The organism is Pelotomaculum sp. PtaB.Bin117 (genome assembly GCF_002067195.1).
GTDB lineage: Bacteria > Bacillota > Desulfotomaculia > Desulfotomaculales > Pelotomaculaceae > Pelotomaculum_D > Pelotomaculum_D terephthalicicum.
In genome coordinates this window covers 19,409-37,575 of record NZ_MVQM01000055.1, presented here as the reverse complement: position 1 = coordinate 37,575, position 18,167 = coordinate 19,409, and the positions used below count along the sequence as shown (strand labels likewise).

Sequence of the window (18,167 nt, the reverse complement as noted above, 5' to 3'; positions counted from 1 at the left end):
GCCTGTTACATGGCAGGTGTTTTATCAGGCGGACTGGTAAACATTAGCTCTTCTTTGGCATTGCCGCTGGCGGGTTTTTGCCTGCTGGCGGCAGCGGCCGGTTACGCGGTGGCCTGGCGGGAAAATCGCCGGGTTATTTTAATTCTCTTTTTCTGCCTGGGACTGGCCATGTCCCGCCTGGCGCTTGAAGAAAGTGAAACGCTTCTGGTTGAATACTCCGGGCGGCAGGTGGTTCTCACCGGGCGGATAGTGGCGGAGCCGGATGTGCGGGAGGATAAAGTGTTTTACCTGCTGCAGGCGCGGGAGCTGTCGTCGGGTGAGGAGAGCCGGGCGGTCACCGGGAAGGTGCGGCTTCAGGTCAAGGAATCAAACCGGGTCCTCGGTTACGGCGACGTGGTGAAAGCAGCCGGGCTGCTGGCCAGGCCGGATTTGCCGGGCAACCCGGGTGGGTTTAATTACAGGACGTATCTGGAGCGGCAGGGCATCAGAGTAGTCTTGATGGCCCGGGGTGAAAAATCTGTGGAAAAAACCGGCGACAACACGGTTAACCCGCTGCTGAACGCTGCCCTGCAGCTGAAACGGAAACTGTCTTCAGCCGCCACCGCGTCGCTCGCGCCAACTCAAGCGGCAGTATTAAACGGAATTGTCTTCGGCACTCAAGGGCTGATTGACCCTCAAACAAGGCAGGCTTTTACTGAAACTGGAATAGTACATATCCTTAGTGTTTCCGGGCTGCATATCGGCCTGGTGCTGGGCGGAATGGTAGGATTGTTGCGGCTGCTGAGGTTGCCCCCAGGACTGACGGTGCCGCTGGTCACGCCGGTATTAATTTTTTATGTCCTGATGACCGGGTTTAACCCGGCTGTGCTGCGCGCGGCCGTCATGGCCCTTTTGTTGCTCTGGGCGCACCAGTTGGGCCGTGACCGGGACTGGCCCACCACCATGGCGCTGGCGGCCCTGGCCATCCTTCTCTGGAACCCGCTGCAAATTTACCATCCGGGATTTCAGCTTTCCTTCGCCGCCACATGGGGAATTCTCTATCTGTCACCTATTATAGCTAACGGCTGTGCCGGGCTGTGCAAAGTTTTTCCGGACGGTTTGGCCCGTCCTTTAGCCCAGGCGCTGGCAGTCCCCCTGGCCGCCCAGCTGGCGACAATACCGCTGGTGGCCTGGTATTACAACATGATTTCGCCGGTATCGCTCCTGGCCAACCTCGTGGCGGTGCCCCTGGTTGGAATAATCATGCTGCTGGGTGTCATATCCGCGTTTCTGGGCATGGTCTGGCTGCCGCCGGCTGTTTTGGTGAATGTAAGCAACGGTATCATTATCAATATGTTCTTGAAGATCGTCGGCTTCTTCCAAGGGCTGCCCGGCGCGGTGTTTTACCTGCCCACGCCGCCGGAGGCGCTGGCGGTGGTCTGGTACGGTGGTCTGCTGGCAATTGGCTGGCTCCATTCAGGAGGACCCGGGCCGGCTGTGAAAGAGCGGGTGAAAGGATGGATAATAGTAGGGCTGGCGCTTGGCGCCGCGCTCTTTTTGGTTTGGACGTCCTTGGCCGGCGGGCGGGAATTGGCGGTGCATTTTCTGGATGTCGGACAGGGGGACTGCATTCTGGTGCAAACTCCGGGCGGCAATAACATGTTGATTGACACCGGCGGCAGGCGGGATGAATTTCAAACCGGCACCGGGACCGGTGACCAAGTGGTAACGCCCTACTTGCATAAAATCGGGGTCAGGCGTTTGGACGTACTGGTTTTGACTCACCCGCACGAAGATCACGCCGGCGGCGCCGCCGCGGTAGTAAGAAATTTTCCTGTAAAAATGGCGGTTGTTTCACAAATGGACGAAGTCCTGAAGAGCCTGGAAGAATCGGGGGCTGAAGAAACAACCACCGTCAAAAAAAAAGGAAAAAATGACACCGGTGAAGAAGTACCTTTAGCTTATATAGATTTGCTGAAAAAAATGGCCGCCGCCGGCACCGCGGTGCGGACTGCCGGCGCTGGCGACATGATTAAGCTGGACCGTGAGACGGAGGTGGAAGTGCTTTATCCCGGATTGACGGCGGGCAAGACAATATCTAATATGAACGATTGCTCACTGGTGCTTAAGCTGACGTACAGACAAAGGTCATTCATGTTTACGGGAGATGTCGAGATGGATGCGCAGAGCGAATTAATCCAAGGAGGGGCGGACTTGCGGGCGGATGTCTTAAAAATGCCCCACCACGGCAGCCGTTCCTTGCTGCCGGCGCTGGTGGAACAGGTGAATCCTGAAGCGGCGGTAATTTCCGTTGGCGCTCACAATAACTTCGGCCACCCCGCCCAGTTCACCTTGGATACGCTTAATCGGGAAGGGGTGCGGGTTTACCGCACCGACCTGGACGGGGCAGTGCTCTTTGAAACAGACGGACGCCGGCTTGAGGTGAAGACCGGTAAAAATAAAGATGCGAAATGATAATGTAGTTTGCTATTATCATGTTGATGAAAAATTTATAAAGTGGTGAAGTGAATGCAGAATTCTCAAACGGGCAGTGAAGAATATGTCTTTAGCCAGGTTGAAAACCTGCTGAATGTGGGAATCGCCCTCACTGCCGAAAAAGATCACAACCGGCTGCTGGAGATGATCGTCTCTGAAGCGCGCAATATTACGAACAGTGACGCCGGCACCCTTTATTTGCGGCAAAATGATCAACTCGTTTTTAAAATAGTGCAGACAGAGTCTCAAAATGTTTTCCTGGGCGGTTCAGGGGAAGAAGTCAAACTGCCGCCGGTGGCGCTCGTGGAGAGTAATGTGTCGGCCTATGTGGCGCTTACCGGCAAAACGGTGAATATAGCCGATGTATACTTCGCTGAAGGGTTTGATTTTTCCGGCCCCCGCAATTATGACCGGATCACGGGTTACCGTACCAAGTCGATGCTTGTCGTGCCGTTGGAAGACCACGAGGGAGAAATCATCGGCGTACTGCAGCTGATCAATTCCCTGGAAAGTGACAACCGCACAGTCAGAGTATTCCCTGCACACTACCAGAAAGTGATTGAGTCCCTGGCCTCCCAGGCCGCCATCGCCCTGACCAACGCGCAGCTTTTAAGAGATATTGAAAACCTGTTTAATTCCTTTGTGCAGGTAATGGCTACGGCCATCGACGCCAGGACACCGTACAACGCGAACCACACCAGGCGCGTCGCCATGCTGGCGAGGGCGACCGCGGAAGCGATTAACGCTGTTCATGAAGGACCTCTGGCGCAAGAGTATTTTAGCTCGGAGAGACTTGAACAATTGACCATGGCGGGATGGCTGCATGATATCGGCAAGGTCACCACCCCTTTGTCCGTCATGAATAAGGCCACCCGCCTGGAAGGCCGGATAGATATCGTGCTGCAGCGAATGGACTTTATCAGCCAGTCCGAAAAAATGAACAGTCTCGCCAGGCAAGTGGAACTGTTGAAAAAAGGAATGCCGGAGGAAGCTGAGCGGGAGATCCTGCTAAGCGCGGAGCGCCTGGTAAAGATCAAAGAAATAAAGGAGTTGATCGTCAAGTGTGACAATCCGGCAACCTTTATTGACGACCAGCTTCTTGAGCAGCTGCGCGAGGCCGCCGGCCGCAAATATCTTGATCCGGAGGGTGTGGAGAAACCATATCTAAGCCCGGCGGAACTGGAGTGCCTGTGCATCCGCAAGGGTACCCTCACGGACGAAGAACGGGACATAATGGAACAGCATGTGGAGGTAACAGGCAAAATGCTGGAAAAAATTACTTTTATCAAAAAACTCAAGGATGTTCCCCTGTTTGCGAGCATGCATCATGAGTTTCTGGACGGAAACGGTTATCCCAACAAGCTGAAAAACGGCACTATCCCTCTTGAAGGGAGAATACTGTCTCTGGTCGATATCTATGACGCGCTGACGGCGGGAGACCGCCCTTATAAAAAAGCCATACCATGGGAAGAGGCCCTGCGCATTCTTGGTTTTATGGTAAGAGAAGGCAAGCTGGACAGTGAATTGTTTAATGTTTTTAAAGAACACCGAGTTTGGGAAAAGGTATGTGATTAGATGAACGGTACTCAACCGCCGGGTGCCCATCCCGGCGAAGAAAATGAAACAGCGGATGAAATTAATCAAGCAAAGCCGGACAGCCCGCTGCAATTTTACCTTTGCAACACACTTGGCTGTTTAATGGAAAGGGAGCTCAGATCTTGCTTTGAGTGCGATGACTTCCCCTGCGCAAAATTACGTCCGTTTGGATAATATTTCTGTGCTCTTATTGTAACCGGGTTGAATTTCCCGGCGTTTGACCTGAAAAATCAAGAAAGATATAATAATTGTACGGTGAGGAGGGGTTTGCCTTGGACAAGATTAAATCAGCTTACGAAATGGCCATGGAACGTTTCCAGCAAAGGAAAGAAGTGCCCCGCCCGGAAATCGACCGGCTGGAGTACCTGCCTGTGGGAAGAGCTATAGCCGCTAATTACCTAAAGGAAATCAATTACGATATTTTCGCTGAAATCGGCAAGCACTCCGATAATTATAAAAAGTACATAATCGAAGGCATGCAGGAAACCTTTTTGAACAACATCCTGCCGCCCGCGGACAAATCTTCCCGGGAGAAAAACAAGAAGGCGATGGAAGGGCTGCTGCTAATCAAAGAGGATAAACGGGCGGTGGGGGAAGTTTTTGGCCGGCTGGAGCACCTCTTTAAGTATTACGAGCAGGCCCTGGCGCAGGCTTACAGCCGGTTCAAGGATGATTATGGCGCGAAGATCAAGGCGGCTGTGGGTAAAATGACCGGGGGGAAAGTAAATATCGATCCGGAAAAGCAACCGGGTTTCCGGGAAGAATGGATGAAAGCGCTTAGCCGTTTAAACGACCAGTATATAAGCGTGCTGGGGGAACAGAAAGATTTATTGCGAAAGTTCAATTAAATTACGCAAAGTGGGGTGGTAAATATGGCCGTTGCGGAGGTAAGCATTGTCCCTGTAGGCACGCCGTCGCCCAGTCTGAGCGAGTATGTGGCGGGATGTATCGCGATACTTGACAGCGCTGAAGGAATCACCTATCAGCTTAACCCCATGGGTACTGTCATAGAAGGGGAACTGGACCGCGTTTTGGAGGTGGTCCGGAGGATGCACGAGCATCCTTTCACAAAGGGTGTCGAAAGAGTGGTCACCACTGTCCGCGTTGACGACCGGCGGGACAAAAAGTTGACTATGGCCGGTAAAGTGGCGGCGGTTGAGGCCAGACTGAGACAGGGGCAACAGTAATGCAATATTTTATTGAGCTTTTAAACAGCCTTGAACGGGGAGTAGTTGCCCCGGTTTATCTGTTTTACGGGGAAGAGACCTACTTGCGGGAGCAGGCTGTTGCACGTTTTAAGGACTATTTTGTTCAGGGCGGCGAGTCCGCCCTGAACTATGACCTGGTTGACGGCGAAGCGGTAAACCCGGTGGATATAGCGGCAAGGGCGGAGACGCTCCCTTTTTTTTCTGATAAGCGCCTGGTGGTGGTCAGGAATCCTCTTTTCTTCAAGGCCAGACGGGCCGGCGAGCCAGTCGCGGAAACGGGGGAGGAAACGAAAGTACCGGAAAAAGAACAGACGTTGCTGAATTACCTGGAGAACCCGCTGACTTCAACCTGCCTTGTTTTTACCACCGGTGAGCCGGTGGATAAGCGCAAAAAAATATTTCGTTTAATTAAAAAGAACGGGCGGGCAATCGATTTTAATTTCCTCAAAAAGGCGGAACTGGGCCGCTGGCTGGCGCAAAAAGCCGGCGCGGCCGGCAAAAAATTCGAAACGGGAGCGGGAGACGCTTTCCTGGAGTCTGTTGGCCCGTCGCTGCAAAATCTGGTAATGGAACTGGACAAGTTAATCAACTACACAGCCGGGCGCGAAGTGATCACTCTGACGGATGTGCGCCGGGTGTCCACGCCCGGAGTGGATGACAATATTTTTGCCATTGTCGATGCGATCGGCGGCAAGCGATGCGGGGAAGCGCTGGCAGGCATAAAAGAATTGCTGGCGGCGAAAGAACCTCCGCTCCGCTTGCTGGCGATGATCACCAGGCAGTTCCGCCTGCTGCTGCAGGTGAGCGACTTAACCGGGCGGGGCTGTCCGGCCCGGGAAATCTACGGAAGGCTAAAAATACAGCCATTTGTTTATAAAAAAATTGCCACGCAATGTCGCAATTTTGAGCAGAACCTGTTAATTGGCGTTTTTGAATCCCTGTCGGAATTGGAGTCAGCGGTAAAAACCGGGCGGCAGGAGTTTTACCCGGCGATTGAGACGTATTTGTTAAAACTTTGCCTGTAGTCCTGTTTCAGGTGCGAACAATAAAACCACCCTTGACCGCATAGGGTGGTTTTTCCGTTTAACCCATCAGTTTATTGAATTTCTTCATCAGACGTGATTTTTTGCGTGACGCTGCATTTTTATGTAAAATGCCTTTTGTTACGGCTTTGTCAATTGCTTTCACGGCATTGCGAAGCTTTGTGCCGGCTTCTTCAGCATTGGTTGCGCCCAGGGCTCCTTCGAACTTTCTGATAGTAGTGCGCAGCGCCGATTTGATCCGTGTGTTGCGTAATGTCCGTAAACGGATAATTTCGGCTCTTTTTGCTGCTGATTTAATGTTCGGCATGTTTATCCTCACCCCCCAACGGGACCAATTTTACCATGCGTGGTGAAAAAATGCAAGCGCGACTGGTATATACTTTCAAATTTCGGGCAAAAATACAGGTAATTGAATAAGATAGGGGGTGATTTGAGGATGCAATGGCTCGGATTAGTAATCAGGTTTGTCGTTTCAGCACTTGTTTTAATTGTAGTAAGCTGGCTCTCACCCGGCTTCGTGGTGAGCGGAGGGTTCGTCGGGGCTTTAATTGCGGCGGTGGTGATTGCCGTACTGGGTTACATCGCTGAAGCCCTCCTGGGTGAACGTATTTCTCCCAGAAACAGGGGTCTTGTCGGTTTTATTACGGCGGCAGTGGTAATTTACCTGGCGCAGTTTATTATTCCTACGCTGCTCAGTGTGAATCTGCTCGGCGCGTTGATTTCCGCATTTATTGTCGGACTTATTGATGCTTTTGTACCGACTGTCATACGTTAACAGAGACGACCTTCATAAACCCTTCCTCCGGAACATAGAATTAATGGACGATTCCTGGAGGGGGGGGTTTTTATGTACCCGGTGCACGCCGCCCGGTTCCGCTACGCGCGCATTGATCACGTCTGCAGATTTATCGCCCTCGCCGGATTGCTGTCAATGCTGCTGTTATTATTTTCCCGGATAACAGGCGCTGCAGCCTTGACTGCGCTCAAAGAAACCGTGGATAAAATACCGGAAGGAGTCATAGCGGTTTTTTACCAGCGTGAACCGTTGAAAATACTTCAAGGCGCCCTGCCGGTGCTGTGCTGGAGCGGTTTTGAAGAGGATTCCTGCTCCGGCAGCCTGTCCCAATCGCTGCTGGATTCCCTGGGTGTTGTTGTCCGGGTTGATATGAGCAGTCCTGCCGCGGTTTTAAAATCACAAATGCCGGTGCTGGTTATGTCGGCGCCGCCGGGAGCGGTAGCTGTAAGCAGGTCAGGTGGCGCTCATCCGGTTGACAATGCTCCGGCGGCTCAAACCTCCACGCTGCCTGGAGAAATTCTGGTGATAATCTATAACACGCACACCGGAGAGACATACAGCATGACTGACCGGGCAGAAAGGCTGGACGGCAGGCAAGGCGGAATTGTGACCGTGGCCGCGGCGTTGCAGGAAACCCTGGAGAGCAAGTACGGCATTAAAGTGGCGCGCTCGGACCGTATTCATGATGCCGACTATAACGCTTCCTATCTTGAGTCGGAAAAAACCTTAAAGGAAATGCTGGCCGCCAACCCTGAGGCCAGGGTTGTTTTTGACATTCACCGCGACGCCGCGAAATCGCGTGAGCAAAGTCTGGTGAAAATTAACGGTGAGAACGTGGCGCCGCTTCTTTTCATCACCGGCGCCCGCATGTCGTCGAACTATGCCTTCGCTGCAAAGCTCTCGGCAGAAACAAATAAGATGTATCCGGGGCTTTCCCTGGGTGTCAGAGTGAAGACCAGCAATTATAACCAGTATCTTCACCCTCACGCGGTGCTGGTGGAAATAGGCACGTCAAAAAATTCAGTGGAAGAGGCGGTACGCTCAGCGGTTCTGTTTGCAGATGCGGTAGCCCGGGTGATTATGGAAGAGAGTAAGGTGATATCGTGACCTGGACAAAATATAAGTGCGTAGTTTTAATGTCAATTGCTGCAGTAGCTATAGGAAGCGCTTACACGCTGGCCAATTTTAACGAAATCGTCGCACCTGATGTACCGGTACAGGCTATCCGGTTTGAAAACGCGGGAGCAGACGTTTATCGTTTGGAAATCATGGGGGAAAACCTTGTTGTGAAAAGGCCGGATAAATATTACCGCCTTATTGAAAACAAATGCGGCGAAATCTTAATGTCCTCTAATAATAACGCCGCAGCATTCCGGGACAAGTTCCTCTCAGATATTATACCACGCGTGCTTCAGATAGAAAAAGGATTAGAACATTGGTTCCAGACCCTGCCTTTTGAAAGCGTCCGGAAAAAGGGCTAAAGATAAGAGAAGATATTGATGAAAACAAACGGTAACCCCTTGGCAGGGGTTATTTTAGTTCATGGCTGAATATTTTTTCAAAAGCATGGTGGACAAAGCAGTTAAACGGTGTTAGTATACTTTTAATTAAATAATTGTTTAGGTATCCCCGGTATATCGGGGATGAAAAGGGAACCGGGTGTGAATCCCGGACGGTCCGGCCACTGTAAGTGGGGAGCAGTTCCCAAAATGCCACTGGTTTTTGATAGCCTGGGAAGGCGGGAGATGCGCTTTGAGCCACGAGTCAGGATACCTGCCTGGGCAAAATTAAGTATTGCCTTCCGTGGAAAGGTTTGTGCTTAGAGGGTGCTATATATAAAGGTGTGAGGCCTTTTAAAACCCGGCTTTTACGGAAAAGCCGGGTTTTTCTACATCCCTATACCTGAATTTTCGATATACTGCCCTCATTAAGTCCTCCTTGCCAGGGTTCCAATAATCCTTTACCCTGAAACATTTTTTAATACTAAGTTTTAAGAAATACAAACTTAAACTTCATCCAGCCAAGAGCAGCTTTGATAATGGCGGCAGTTGCAGCTTTATGTGATGTGAGATAAGGCGTTCATTTTTTTTAGTTAGGAAAACAGGTGCCCCGTCCTGTGATGGACGGGAGTTAAAAGGGAAGCCGGTGTGAATCCGGCGCGGTCCCGCCACTGTAACGGAGAGCTGTCTTACTTAATGAAGGAGCAAACCTTCGGTTTTGGGGAAATTCCTTTTTCCTCGACGATTTCACGAAGGAATGTCCCCCCCTCTTTTGCCACTGGGTTTTGCCCGGGAAGGCGTAAGGCAAGCGATGAACCGGAGCCAGGAAACCTGCCTGTTTTCCCCAGCGTTGGACCTTACGCGGATAAGGGGGTGTTGGGGTTGTACCTGGCAAAATCAATATTTCCTCCCTAGTTAATATTTAAATAATTTACCAATATTAAACAGAGTTAGGGAGGAGAGACTTTATGCAAGGTATCAAAAGGCTTATCATGGGTATATTCATTGTTTCCCTGGTATTATTGTCTGTGGCGCCGGCGATGGCCGGAGAGAGCGAAAAAGAAAAAAAGGCCATTCTGCTGGTTACCTTCGGGACAGGCGTCCAGTCCGCAATGCCGGCATACAACAACCTGGAGCAAGCTGTCAAGGATGCTTTCCCCGGGGTTGAAGTGCGTTGGGCCTACACCTCAAAACTCATCAGGGATAAAATAGCCAAGCGGGGCGGACGGATTGTCGACGCTCCCTTCACCGCATTGTCCAAGTTGAGAGCGGAGGGTTACGGGAAAGTTGTGGTGCAGTCGGACCATATTTTCCCGGGACAGGAATATAGCGATCTCCTGGAGGTCGTCAACAGTTTTCTGACGCTTCAGACGCCGGAGGGTGAATTTGGCCCCAGGAAAATGTCCCTGGGCAGACCCCTTCTCTATCACCACGCGGACTATGTTGATGCGTCGGAGGCCATCGCTTCCCAGTTTCCCGCCGATACCGCATCGAACGCCGTGGTCCTGATGGGACACGGCAGCGAACACCCTTCCGCTTCCGCTTACGGGAAGCTTAACGATATTTTGCGGCACGAGTATAAGAATGTGTTTTTAGGCACGGTGGAAGGCTATCCCAGCCTGGAGGAAGTGAAGAAAGACCTGGCGGCGTCCGGAGTTAAAAGAGCAACCTTGATACCCTTTATGAACATTGCCGGCGACCATGCCCTGAACGACCTGGACGGCGATGAGGAGGACTCCTGGAAATCCCAGCTGAACAGACTCGGATATGAAACCGATACCCAGCTCAAGGGGCTTCTGGAGAACAAAGCAATCGTGGATATATTCGTAAAACACCTGGCCGCGGCTATGGCGGAATTGGATGAGAAAAGCCTGAAGGACGCGGAAGTGCGGGTTAACGGTGAAAAAATTGCCTACAGCGAGCCCCCGCGCGCCGATGGTGATTTTATCATGGCCCAGATGAGACCAACCTTTGAAGCCATGGGCTTTAGTGTTTCGTGGGATGAAAACGAGGGGGCGGCAGTGGCTGAAAAAAGTGGCCTGACGGTGTCCTTCCGGCCCGGCAGCGGCTATGCGCTGGTAAACGGCGTGGAAACCGCGTTGGATGCCGAATGCCAGGCAGCCAACAACGGCTCGACGATGATTCCGCTGTCCTTTTTCAGCAAGCGACTTGGCTATTCGGTTAACTGGGATGCCGACGGCAACATCAATATATTTAACAAATAAATGAAAGGTTCAAATGCAAAGCAAATTAATTCTGGTCCAACGAAAAAAGGAAAAGCAAAGGCTGCTTGTCTTACTTGTCCTGGCTGTGCTCCTGACCGCCGGCTGTCTGATCTTTACTGGCTCGGGCGTCATTAAAATACCGCCCTGGGAGATAGCCAGAATCATTTTTTCATCTTTGACCGCCGACGGCACGGCGCTTGCCGGTTTGGACGATATCCACCGGGCGGTAATACTGGAGATCAGGCTGCCCAGGATCTTGACTGCTGTCCTGGTGGGGGCCGGTTTGGCCACCGCCGGGGCAGTCTTCCAGGGGCTCCTAATGAACCCCCTGGCCGACCCCTATACCCTCGGCGTATCCACCGGCGCGGCTTTCGGGGCCGCTCTGGCCATATTCTTCGGCATCTTCCTGCCCGGCGGCTTGGGTATGCTGACAGTGCCCCTGTTTGCCCTGGCAGGGGCTCTTCTGGCTCTGGGAGCCGTATACGGGCTCGCCCTGGTTAACGGCACCCTGGCGGTCACCAACCTGATCCTTGCGGGGGTTATTGTCAGCGCCATACTTTCTGCGGCCATCAGTTTTCTGAAGAGTATGGCCGGCGAAGGAGTCGGCTCAATTGTCTTCTGGCTGATGGGAAGCTTTGCCTCCCGGGGCTGGCATCACGTTTTTTTATGCCTGCTCCCGGTCTTGGCCGGCCTTTTGATCTGCTGCTATTACGCCGACGACCTCAATGTCCTGAGCCTGGGGAGCAATGCGGCCAGACAATTGGGGGTCGATGACGGCAAAGTCATTACCATCCTCCTGGTCACTTGCTCTTTGATTACCGCAGCCTGCGTTTCGGTTTCCGGCATCGTCGGCTTTGTGGGGCTGATCGTCCCTCACCTGATGCGTATGCTGGTGGGGCCTGATCACCGGATCCTGATCCCGGTATCAGCGGTGGGAGGGGCCCTGTTGCTAAGCGGAGCGGATACCATCGCCAGAAACCTGCTGGCCACGGAAATCCCGGTGGGGGTCCTGACCACCCTGCTCGGTGGGCCATTTTTCTGCTATATTTTCAAAATGAGGGCAAAAAGCCAGATGTTTTAGGAGGACACTTTGGAAAAAACGGTGCTGATCAAGACCGACAACTTGACTTTGTGTTACGGAAAGCACCCCGCCCTGCAGACAGTCAGCCTGGACATCCGGGAAGGGGGCTTTTACGGCGTGCTCGGGCCCAACGGCAGCGGCAAGACCACCCTGATCAACGTTATGTGCGGGGTGCTGAAGCCTTCCGCCGGACGTGTCTTTTGGCAGGGCAGGGAGCTGCGGTTTTACCGCCGCCGGCATATTGCCCGCAGTTTCGCCGTTGTGCCCCAGGACTGCTCCATCAACTTTCCCTTTACCGTGCTGGAAGTTGTCATGATGGGGCGCAAACCCCACCTGGGCCGGCTGGGCAGGCTTACTGACGAAGACCTGGGGATTGTTTACAGCTGTATGGAACATTGCGGGGTTTTGGACTATGCCGAAAAGGCCGTTACCAGCCTGAGCGGCGGGGAGCGCCAGCGGGTGATTCTGGCCCGCGCCCTGGCCCAGACGCCGCAAGTGCTGTTTTTGGATGAGGCTACGTCAAATCTGGACATTTCCCACAAGATAGATTTGCTTAAACTGATTAAAAGGTTGAACACGAGGCAAGGCGTGACGGTCATTGCCGCGCTGCACGATTTGAACCTTGCCGGGATGTTCTGCGATTATTTTATATACATGGAAAAAGGGCAGGTAGCTTGCGAAGGTCCCGGAGACCTTGTTTTTAACGAAAAAGTGATCAAGCAGATTTTTAATGTGCAAGTGGAGATAGACAAACATCCGGTTACCGGCAGGTATCATTTAACTTTGCTGCCCGATTCGGGATGAAAGGAGAAAGATGAATGAAGAGATCCGGAATGATGTTTATTTTTTTTATCATTACCCTGAGTGCCGCATTGGCCGGATGCGGCCAAACCCGGACTGCTCCGGCGCCCGACAACCTGGTGGTGGTGGACGACCTGGGCAAGGAGGTCAGGTTGGAGGAACCGGCCCGGAGGATCATCTCGCTTTACGCCGCGCATACGGAGAATCTCTTTTCCCTCGGGCTGGACGAAGAGATTATCGGGGTGTCCGACAGCGAGACCTACCCGCCGGCCGCCCTGGCAAAACCCTCCTACAGCTTCCGGGAAGACGCTGAAAAGATCATAGCGGCCGGGCCGGACTTGGTGCTTGCCAGGACTTTCATAGCCAACAATTACCCGGATTTTATAGCAAAATTGGAGATGGCCGGTATTCCCGTCGCGGTTCTGTACCCGGAGAACATTGATCAATTTCTTCTGTACCTGCAAAAACTGGGTCGGCTGACCGGTAAGGAGCAAGAAGCCGCTGGGCTGGCAGCCGAATTCAACAGCCGCCTAAAGACGGTTGAGGAATTAGTGGCCGGGGTACCCTGGCAGGAGCGAAAAAAAGTGTTCTTTGAGACGACCAAGGACATAACCACCTGCACGCCGGATTCCAATGCCGCTTTTGTCCTGGAAAAGGCCGGCGCCGTCAACGTGGCGGCGGACGCGCCCGCGGTTAAACAGGGCAGCACCATAGCCTCCTATGGTCAGGAACGGCTTCTCGCCAGTGCCCGGGATATTGACGTGTACATTGCGCAAAAAGGTGAAATGAACAAGGTCAGGGAGGAAGAAATATACCTGCGGCCCGGTTACCAGGTCATCAAGGCCGTCCGGGAACATCAGGTTTACCTGGTAGACGAAGCGGTGGTATCACGCCCCACCATGCGGTTATTGGACGGCATTACCGCGCTCGGACGGATCCTGTATCCGGATTGCTTTAAAAATATATAAATCTGAATACTGAATATTACCAAATCGGAACATATTGCAAAAGATCGGCGTAGAAAACAGGGCCGGTCTGTTAAATAGTGCCACGTATTTGACATAACATTATTGAGTTAATTAATAATGAATAATTAATATAAATAAAGGACTTCCTCAATGGGGGAAGTCCTTGGTAATTGCCGCCCATTTCCGCCGGTGATATAATAATATAGTTGTGCTTGAAATAAGGAGTGAAGTTTTTTGATAGAGTGGGAAAAAGATAGAATCCGTAATTTCTGCATAATTGCTCATATTGACCACGGCAAGTCCACCTTGGCGGACAGGCTGCTGGAATATACCGGCGCCTTGAGCGAGCGGGAGATGACCAACCAGGTGCTGGACCAGATGGACCTGGAGCGGGAGCGGGGCATTACCATCAAGATGCAGGCCGTGCGCTTGAATTACCTGGCCGGGGACGGCCGGGAATACCAGTTGAATCTGATTGACACCCCCGGCCACGTGGACTTCTCCTACGAGGTGTCCCGCAGTCTGGCCGCCTGTGAAGGCGCGCTGCTGGTGGTGGACGCGGCCCAGGGAATCGAAGCCCAGACGCTGGCCAATGTTTACCTGGCCATGGATCACAACCTGGAAATAATCCCTGTCATTAATAAAATTGACCTGCCCGGCGCGGACCCGGAAAGAGTGAAGCAGGAAATCGAAGATGTGATCGGTCTGGATGCTTCGGACTGCATATTGGCTTCCGCTAAAAGCGGGACCGGTGTTAGGGATATTCTTGAACAAATTGTGGCTAAAATACCCCCGCCCGGTGGTCAGACCGGGGCTTCCTTAAAGGCGCTGGTTTTCGATTCCCACTACGATCCCTATAAGGGAGTTATCGCCTATATTCGCGTCATGGAGGGCATAGTAACTAAGGGTATGCAGATTAAGATGATGGCTACCGGCAGGGAGTTTGAGGTGAGTGAAACGGGAATATTCCGCCCCACTCTCCTCTCTGTCGGTGAACTGCGCACCGGCGAGGTGGGTTTTATCGCTGCCGGCATAAAAAACGTCAAGGACTGCCGGGTAGGGGACACGGTTACGGACGCCCGGCGCCCGGCTGCGGTGCCGCTGCCCGGCTACCGCAAGGTCACCCCGATGGTTTACTGTGGCTTATACCCCGTGGACAACATACAATATGACGATCTGAAAGACGCGCTGGAAAAGCTCAAGCTAAACGATGCTTCCTTGCTATATGAACCGGAGACTTCCGAGGCGTTGGGTTTCGGCTTTCGCTGCGGCTTTCTGGGCCTGTTGCACATGGAGATTATCCAGGAGCGGCTTGAGCGCGAGTACGGCCTGAACTTGATTACCACCGCACCGAACGTCGTTTACCGGGTTACCACCACTGCCGGGGAAGTAATGGAAATCGACAACCCCAGCAAAATGCCGCCGGCCGGCAAAGTGGAAATAATTGAGGAACCTTTTGTCAGGGCGCTCATCATGTGTCCGAAAGATTATGTAGGCGCGGTGATGGAATTGTGCCAGGAGCGGCGCGGCACTTTCGCCGACATGGAATATATGAGCGCCGGCCGGGTCATTTTGACTTATAACCTGCCGCTCAGTGAGATTATTTTTGATTTCTTCGATCAACTCAAGTCGCGGACAAGGGGCTACGCCTCGCTTGATTACGAGTTGTCCGGGTATAAGGAATCAAACCTGGTTAAGCTGGATATCATGATTGCCGGTGAAGTGCTTGACGCTCTTTCTGTAATCATTCACGATGATAAGGCTTATTACCGGGGCCGTCAGCTGGTGGAAAAACTGCGGGGGCTGATTCCGCGCCACCTCTTTGAAGTCCCGATTCAAGCCACCATCGGCAACCGTATTATCGCCCGGGAAACAGTGAAAGCGGTGCGTAAGAATGTGCTGGCCAAGTGCTACGGCGGAGACATCACCCGCAAACGCAAGCTGCTGGAGAAACAAAAAGAAGGCAAAAAGCGGATGAAGCAGGTTGGCAATGTCGAAATACCGCAGGAGGCCTTTATGGCGGTCTTAAGCATTGAAAAGTAGTCAGGAGTTAGGAGCCAGGATTCAGAATAAAAAAATGGTTTACTGTCCCGAATTATTCTGAATTCTGACTCCTGAATTCTGACTTCTGAACGACTAGAGGTGTCCGGACAATGACCCTTGGTTTATATATCCATGTTCCGTTTTGTGTTAGAAAGTGCCGTTATTGCGATTTTATTTCTTATCCTTATACGAAAGGGGCAGCCGGAATCTACCTGGATTCTTTGTTTAAGGAGATAGAAATGTATGGCGGTATTTTACCGGAACATGATAAAATACTCACCAGTGTTTTTATCGGCGGCGGGACACCTACCTGCCTGCCGGTTGAAAAATTGCTTTCCGTGTTGGAAAAGGTAAATAAAAATTTCCACTTGCCGCCGGGGTGTGAGATAACTGTGGAGGCTAATCCGGGAACGGTTGGCCGCAGGTCCCTGGCGCTGCTGCGGAAGGGTGGGGTGAACAGGCTCAGCCTGGGGGTGCAGGCTTTTCAGGATAACATATTGGCGGTGCTGGGGCGTGTCCATACCGCCGCCGAAGCCGCCGGGGCTGTCCGCGCGGCCAGGGAGGCCGGGTTTGAAAACCTGAATCTGGACCTGATCTACGGAATTCCGGGGCAAACCGGAGAAGACTGGTTGGAATCACTGGACCAGGCTACTGCTCTAGGTCCGGAGCACATAGCGGCCTATGGGCTTCAACTGGAGGCGGGAACACCTCTGGAACAGGCGGTGTCCAGCGGCGGGCTTGAGCCTTGTTCTGAAGAGCTGGAACTGTTCATGTATCAGACGGCAATTGATTATTTGACCGGGCGGGACTATGTTCATTATGAGATTTCCAATTTTGCCCGGTCAGGCCGGGAGTCGGTTCACAATCTGAATTATTGGCTTAATCAGTCTTACCTGGGCATCGGGCCGGCCGCGCATTCTTACCTGCGGGGTGAACGTTTCGCCAATGATTCCACTATAAAGGGCTACGCCGGCAGTCTTGCCCAGGGGAAATTGCCGGTGGCAGCAAGAGATGCCGCAATCGTCCGGCATGAGATGGCCGAGACCATGTTTCTGGGCTTGCGGCTGCTCAAGGGAGTTCACCTGGAAGCTTTTTACCACCGTTTCGGCCGGCGGGCGGAGGACATCTACCGGGTGGAAATAGCTTCTTTGCGGGAAGCCGGGCTGATTGAACTCGCGGACGGATACTTGCGCCTCACAGCAAAAGGCCTGCCGCTCGGCAATGAAGTTTTTAAAGAATTTGTATGCAGCCATTATTAGTAAAATATTTGCATACTTTTCACCAATTCCCTTGACAATTCGTTATAGTAGTGCTATTTTTTATTTAGAGGTTTTTAGCACTCAATAACGTAGAGTGCTAACAAGAAGGAGGTCCGGCAAAGTAATGGAAGACCGTAAGCAAAAGGTACTGTTAGCTATCGTTCACGACTACATTGCCACCGCTGAGCCAGTCGGTTCCCGGACCATCGCCAAAAAATACAAGCTGGGGGTAAGCCCGGCTACAATACGCAATGAAATGGCAGACCTGGAGGATCAGGGGTTTATCGAACAGCCTTACACCTCGGCCGGCCGTATTCCGTCGGAACTCGGCTACCGTTATTATGTTGACTTTTTAATGAGAAAGCAGGAATTATCGAAGGAAGAAGAAGAGTTAATCAGGCGGGAATATAGAGCCAAGGTGAGAGATGTCGGGCAGGTGATTCATAAAACAGGCCTGCTTCTCTCCCAATTGACTCATTATACCGCGATGGTGCTGACGCCGCGCATTGGCATCAGCAGTCTGAAACATGTCCAGATTGTATATATGCATCAGTCCCGGGCCATGGTAATCGCCGTTATGGATAACGGCGCTGTGCAGCACAGGATGATCGAGATACCGGAGAGCATCACCGCTTTGGACATGGAAACGATATCCAGGGTGCTGAACGACAAGCTTCAAGGTCTTACCATGAAAAGCATTAAATTGAATCTAATCAAAGAAATTTATTCCGAACTCGCCAGGCATAAAAATGTTCTGGACATAGTCATGGAATTAATCCAAGATAGCCTGACGCTTGAATTCGAGGATAAAATATACCTCGGCGGGGTATTTAATATGTTAAATCAGCCTGAATTCCACAACGTGGAAAAGATTAAGACCATGCTGAGCATCATGGAACAAGAGAAACTTCTTTGCGATATCCTGGAAGGCGGGGGCGAGGATGAGGGTGTGACTGTGCGGATCGGCGGGGAAATCGACCAGTGGGATATGAGAGAATGCAGCATGATTTCCGCCCCTTACACTGTGCGTGGCCGCAAGATGGGTTCTCTTGGAGTGCTGGGACCCACCAGGATGGAATACGCCAAAGTGGTAAGTGTCGTTGATTATTTGACAAAATACCTTTCCCGGACTCTGGAGCGGATGATCCAGGGCGTGCGAAAGTGAGGGGGAAC

Annotated in this window: 17 protein-coding genes and 2 riboswitches; of the genes, 16 read left to right on the top strand and 1 reads right to left on the bottom strand. The window is 52.2% G+C overall.

Features of this window, described 5'->3' with window-relative positions; genetic code table 11:
• The 6 genes from A4E54_RS03545 to holA form a co-directional block, all read left to right on the top strand.
• Positions 1-2,454, top strand: a 2,454-nt coding sequence (locus A4E54_RS03545) for a DNA internalization-related competence protein ComEC/Rec2 (RefSeq protein ID WP_286724409.1), incomplete at its 5' end; no start/stop codon positions are given.
• 54 nt (positions 2,455-2,508) lie between these two features.
• Positions 2,509-4,050 (top strand): HD domain-containing phosphohydrolase, encoded by a 1,542-nt coding sequence (locus A4E54_RS03540; protein WP_286724407.1) that lies wholly within the window; start codon positions 2,509-2,511, stop codon positions 4,048-4,050.
• Positions 4,051-4,245, top strand: coding sequence for a DUF3795 domain-containing protein (locus A4E54_RS03535; protein ID WP_240082262.1), 195 nt, complete (start codon positions 4,051-4,053; stop codon positions 4,243-4,245).
• Between the two features lie 98 nt (positions 4,246-4,343).
• Positions 4,344-4,919, top strand: a complete 576-nt coding sequence (locus A4E54_RS03530) for a DUF6657 family protein (protein ID WP_240082263.1) — start codon at positions 4,344-4,346, stop codon at positions 4,917-4,919.
• Positions 4,920-4,943: 24 nt separating this feature from the next.
• Entirely contained in the window at positions 4,944-5,258 is a 315-nt protein-coding gene (locus tag A4E54_RS03525; protein ID WP_240082264.1) for an MTH1187 family thiamine-binding protein, read from the top strand.
• Positions 5,258-6,304, top strand: coding sequence for a DNA polymerase III subunit delta (gene holA, locus A4E54_RS03520; protein ID WP_240082265.1), 1,047 nt, complete (start codon positions 5,258-5,260; stop codon positions 6,302-6,304). The genes A4E54_RS03525 and holA overlap by 1 nt, the downstream gene beginning before the upstream one ends.
• Positions 6,305-6,362: 58 nt before the next feature.
• On the opposite strand, the gene rpsT is transcribed toward holA, so the two are convergent.
• Entirely contained in the window at positions 6,363-6,629 is a 267-nt protein-coding gene (gene rpsT / locus A4E54_RS03515) for a 30S ribosomal protein S20 (RefSeq protein WP_240082266.1), read from the bottom strand.
• A gap of 129 nt (positions 6,630-6,758) precedes the next feature.
• Between rpsT and A4E54_RS03510 the strand changes: the two genes are divergently transcribed.
• From A4E54_RS03510 to hrcA, 10 genes are all read left to right on the top strand, one after another.
• Positions 6,759-7,097, top strand: coding sequence for a phage holin family protein (locus A4E54_RS03510; protein WP_240082267.1), 339 nt, complete (start codon positions 6,759-6,761; stop codon positions 7,095-7,097).
• 72 nt (positions 7,098-7,169) lie between these two features.
• The gene (gene spoIIP / locus A4E54_RS03505) at positions 7,170-8,225 is read left to right on the top strand and encodes a stage II sporulation protein P (protein ID WP_240082268.1); all 1,056 of its coding nucleotides are present in this window, start codon (positions 7,170-7,172) and stop codon (positions 8,223-8,225) included.
• Between the two features lie 29 nt (positions 8,226-8,254).
• Entirely contained in the window at positions 8,255-8,599 is a 345-nt protein-coding gene (locus A4E54_RS03500) for a hypothetical protein (protein ID WP_286724405.1), read from the top strand.
• A gap of 123 nt (positions 8,600-8,722) precedes the next feature.
• Positions 8,723-8,913, top strand: a riboswitch (cobalamin riboswitch).
• A 290-nt stretch (positions 8,914-9,203) separates the two neighbouring features.
• Positions 9,204-9,470: riboswitch (cobalamin riboswitch) on the top strand.
• Positions 9,471-9,585: 115 nt separating this feature from the next.
• The gene (locus A4E54_RS03495) at positions 9,586-10,842 is read left to right on the top strand and encodes a sirohydrochlorin cobaltochelatase (RefSeq protein WP_286724403.1); all 1,257 of its coding nucleotides are present in this window, start codon (positions 9,586-9,588) and stop codon (positions 10,840-10,842) included.
• A gap of 13 nt (positions 10,843-10,855) precedes the next feature.
• The gene (locus A4E54_RS03490) at positions 10,856-11,923 is read left to right on the top strand and encodes a FecCD family ABC transporter permease (protein WP_240082271.1); all 1,068 of its coding nucleotides are present in this window, start codon (positions 10,856-10,858) and stop codon (positions 11,921-11,923) included.
• Between the two features lie 9 nt (positions 11,924-11,932).
• Positions 11,933-12,727 (top strand): ABC transporter ATP-binding protein, encoded by a 795-nt coding sequence (locus A4E54_RS03485; protein ID WP_286724401.1) that lies wholly within the window; start codon positions 11,933-11,935, stop codon positions 12,725-12,727.
• Positions 12,728-12,741: 14 nt separating this feature from the next.
• Positions 12,742-13,692, top strand: coding sequence for an ABC transporter substrate-binding protein (locus A4E54_RS03480; RefSeq protein WP_240082273.1), 951 nt, complete (start codon positions 12,742-12,744; stop codon positions 13,690-13,692).
• A 237-nt stretch (positions 13,693-13,929) separates the two neighbouring features.
• Complete coding sequence (gene lepA, locus A4E54_RS03475; RefSeq protein WP_286724411.1) at positions 13,930-15,735, top strand: translation elongation factor 4; 1,806 nt, start codon at positions 13,930-13,932, stop codon at positions 15,733-15,735.
• 110 nt (positions 15,736-15,845) lie between these two features.
• The gene (gene hemW / locus A4E54_RS03470) at positions 15,846-16,994 is read left to right on the top strand and encodes a radical SAM family heme chaperone HemW (protein ID WP_286724398.1); all 1,149 of its coding nucleotides are present in this window, start codon (positions 15,846-15,848) and stop codon (positions 16,992-16,994) included.
• A gap of 124 nt (positions 16,995-17,118) precedes the next feature.
• Positions 17,119-18,159, top strand: coding sequence for a heat-inducible transcriptional repressor HrcA (hrcA, locus tag A4E54_RS03465; RefSeq protein WP_286724396.1), 1,041 nt, complete (start codon positions 17,119-17,121; stop codon positions 18,157-18,159).
• Positions 18,160-18,167 lie beyond the last annotated feature (8 nt).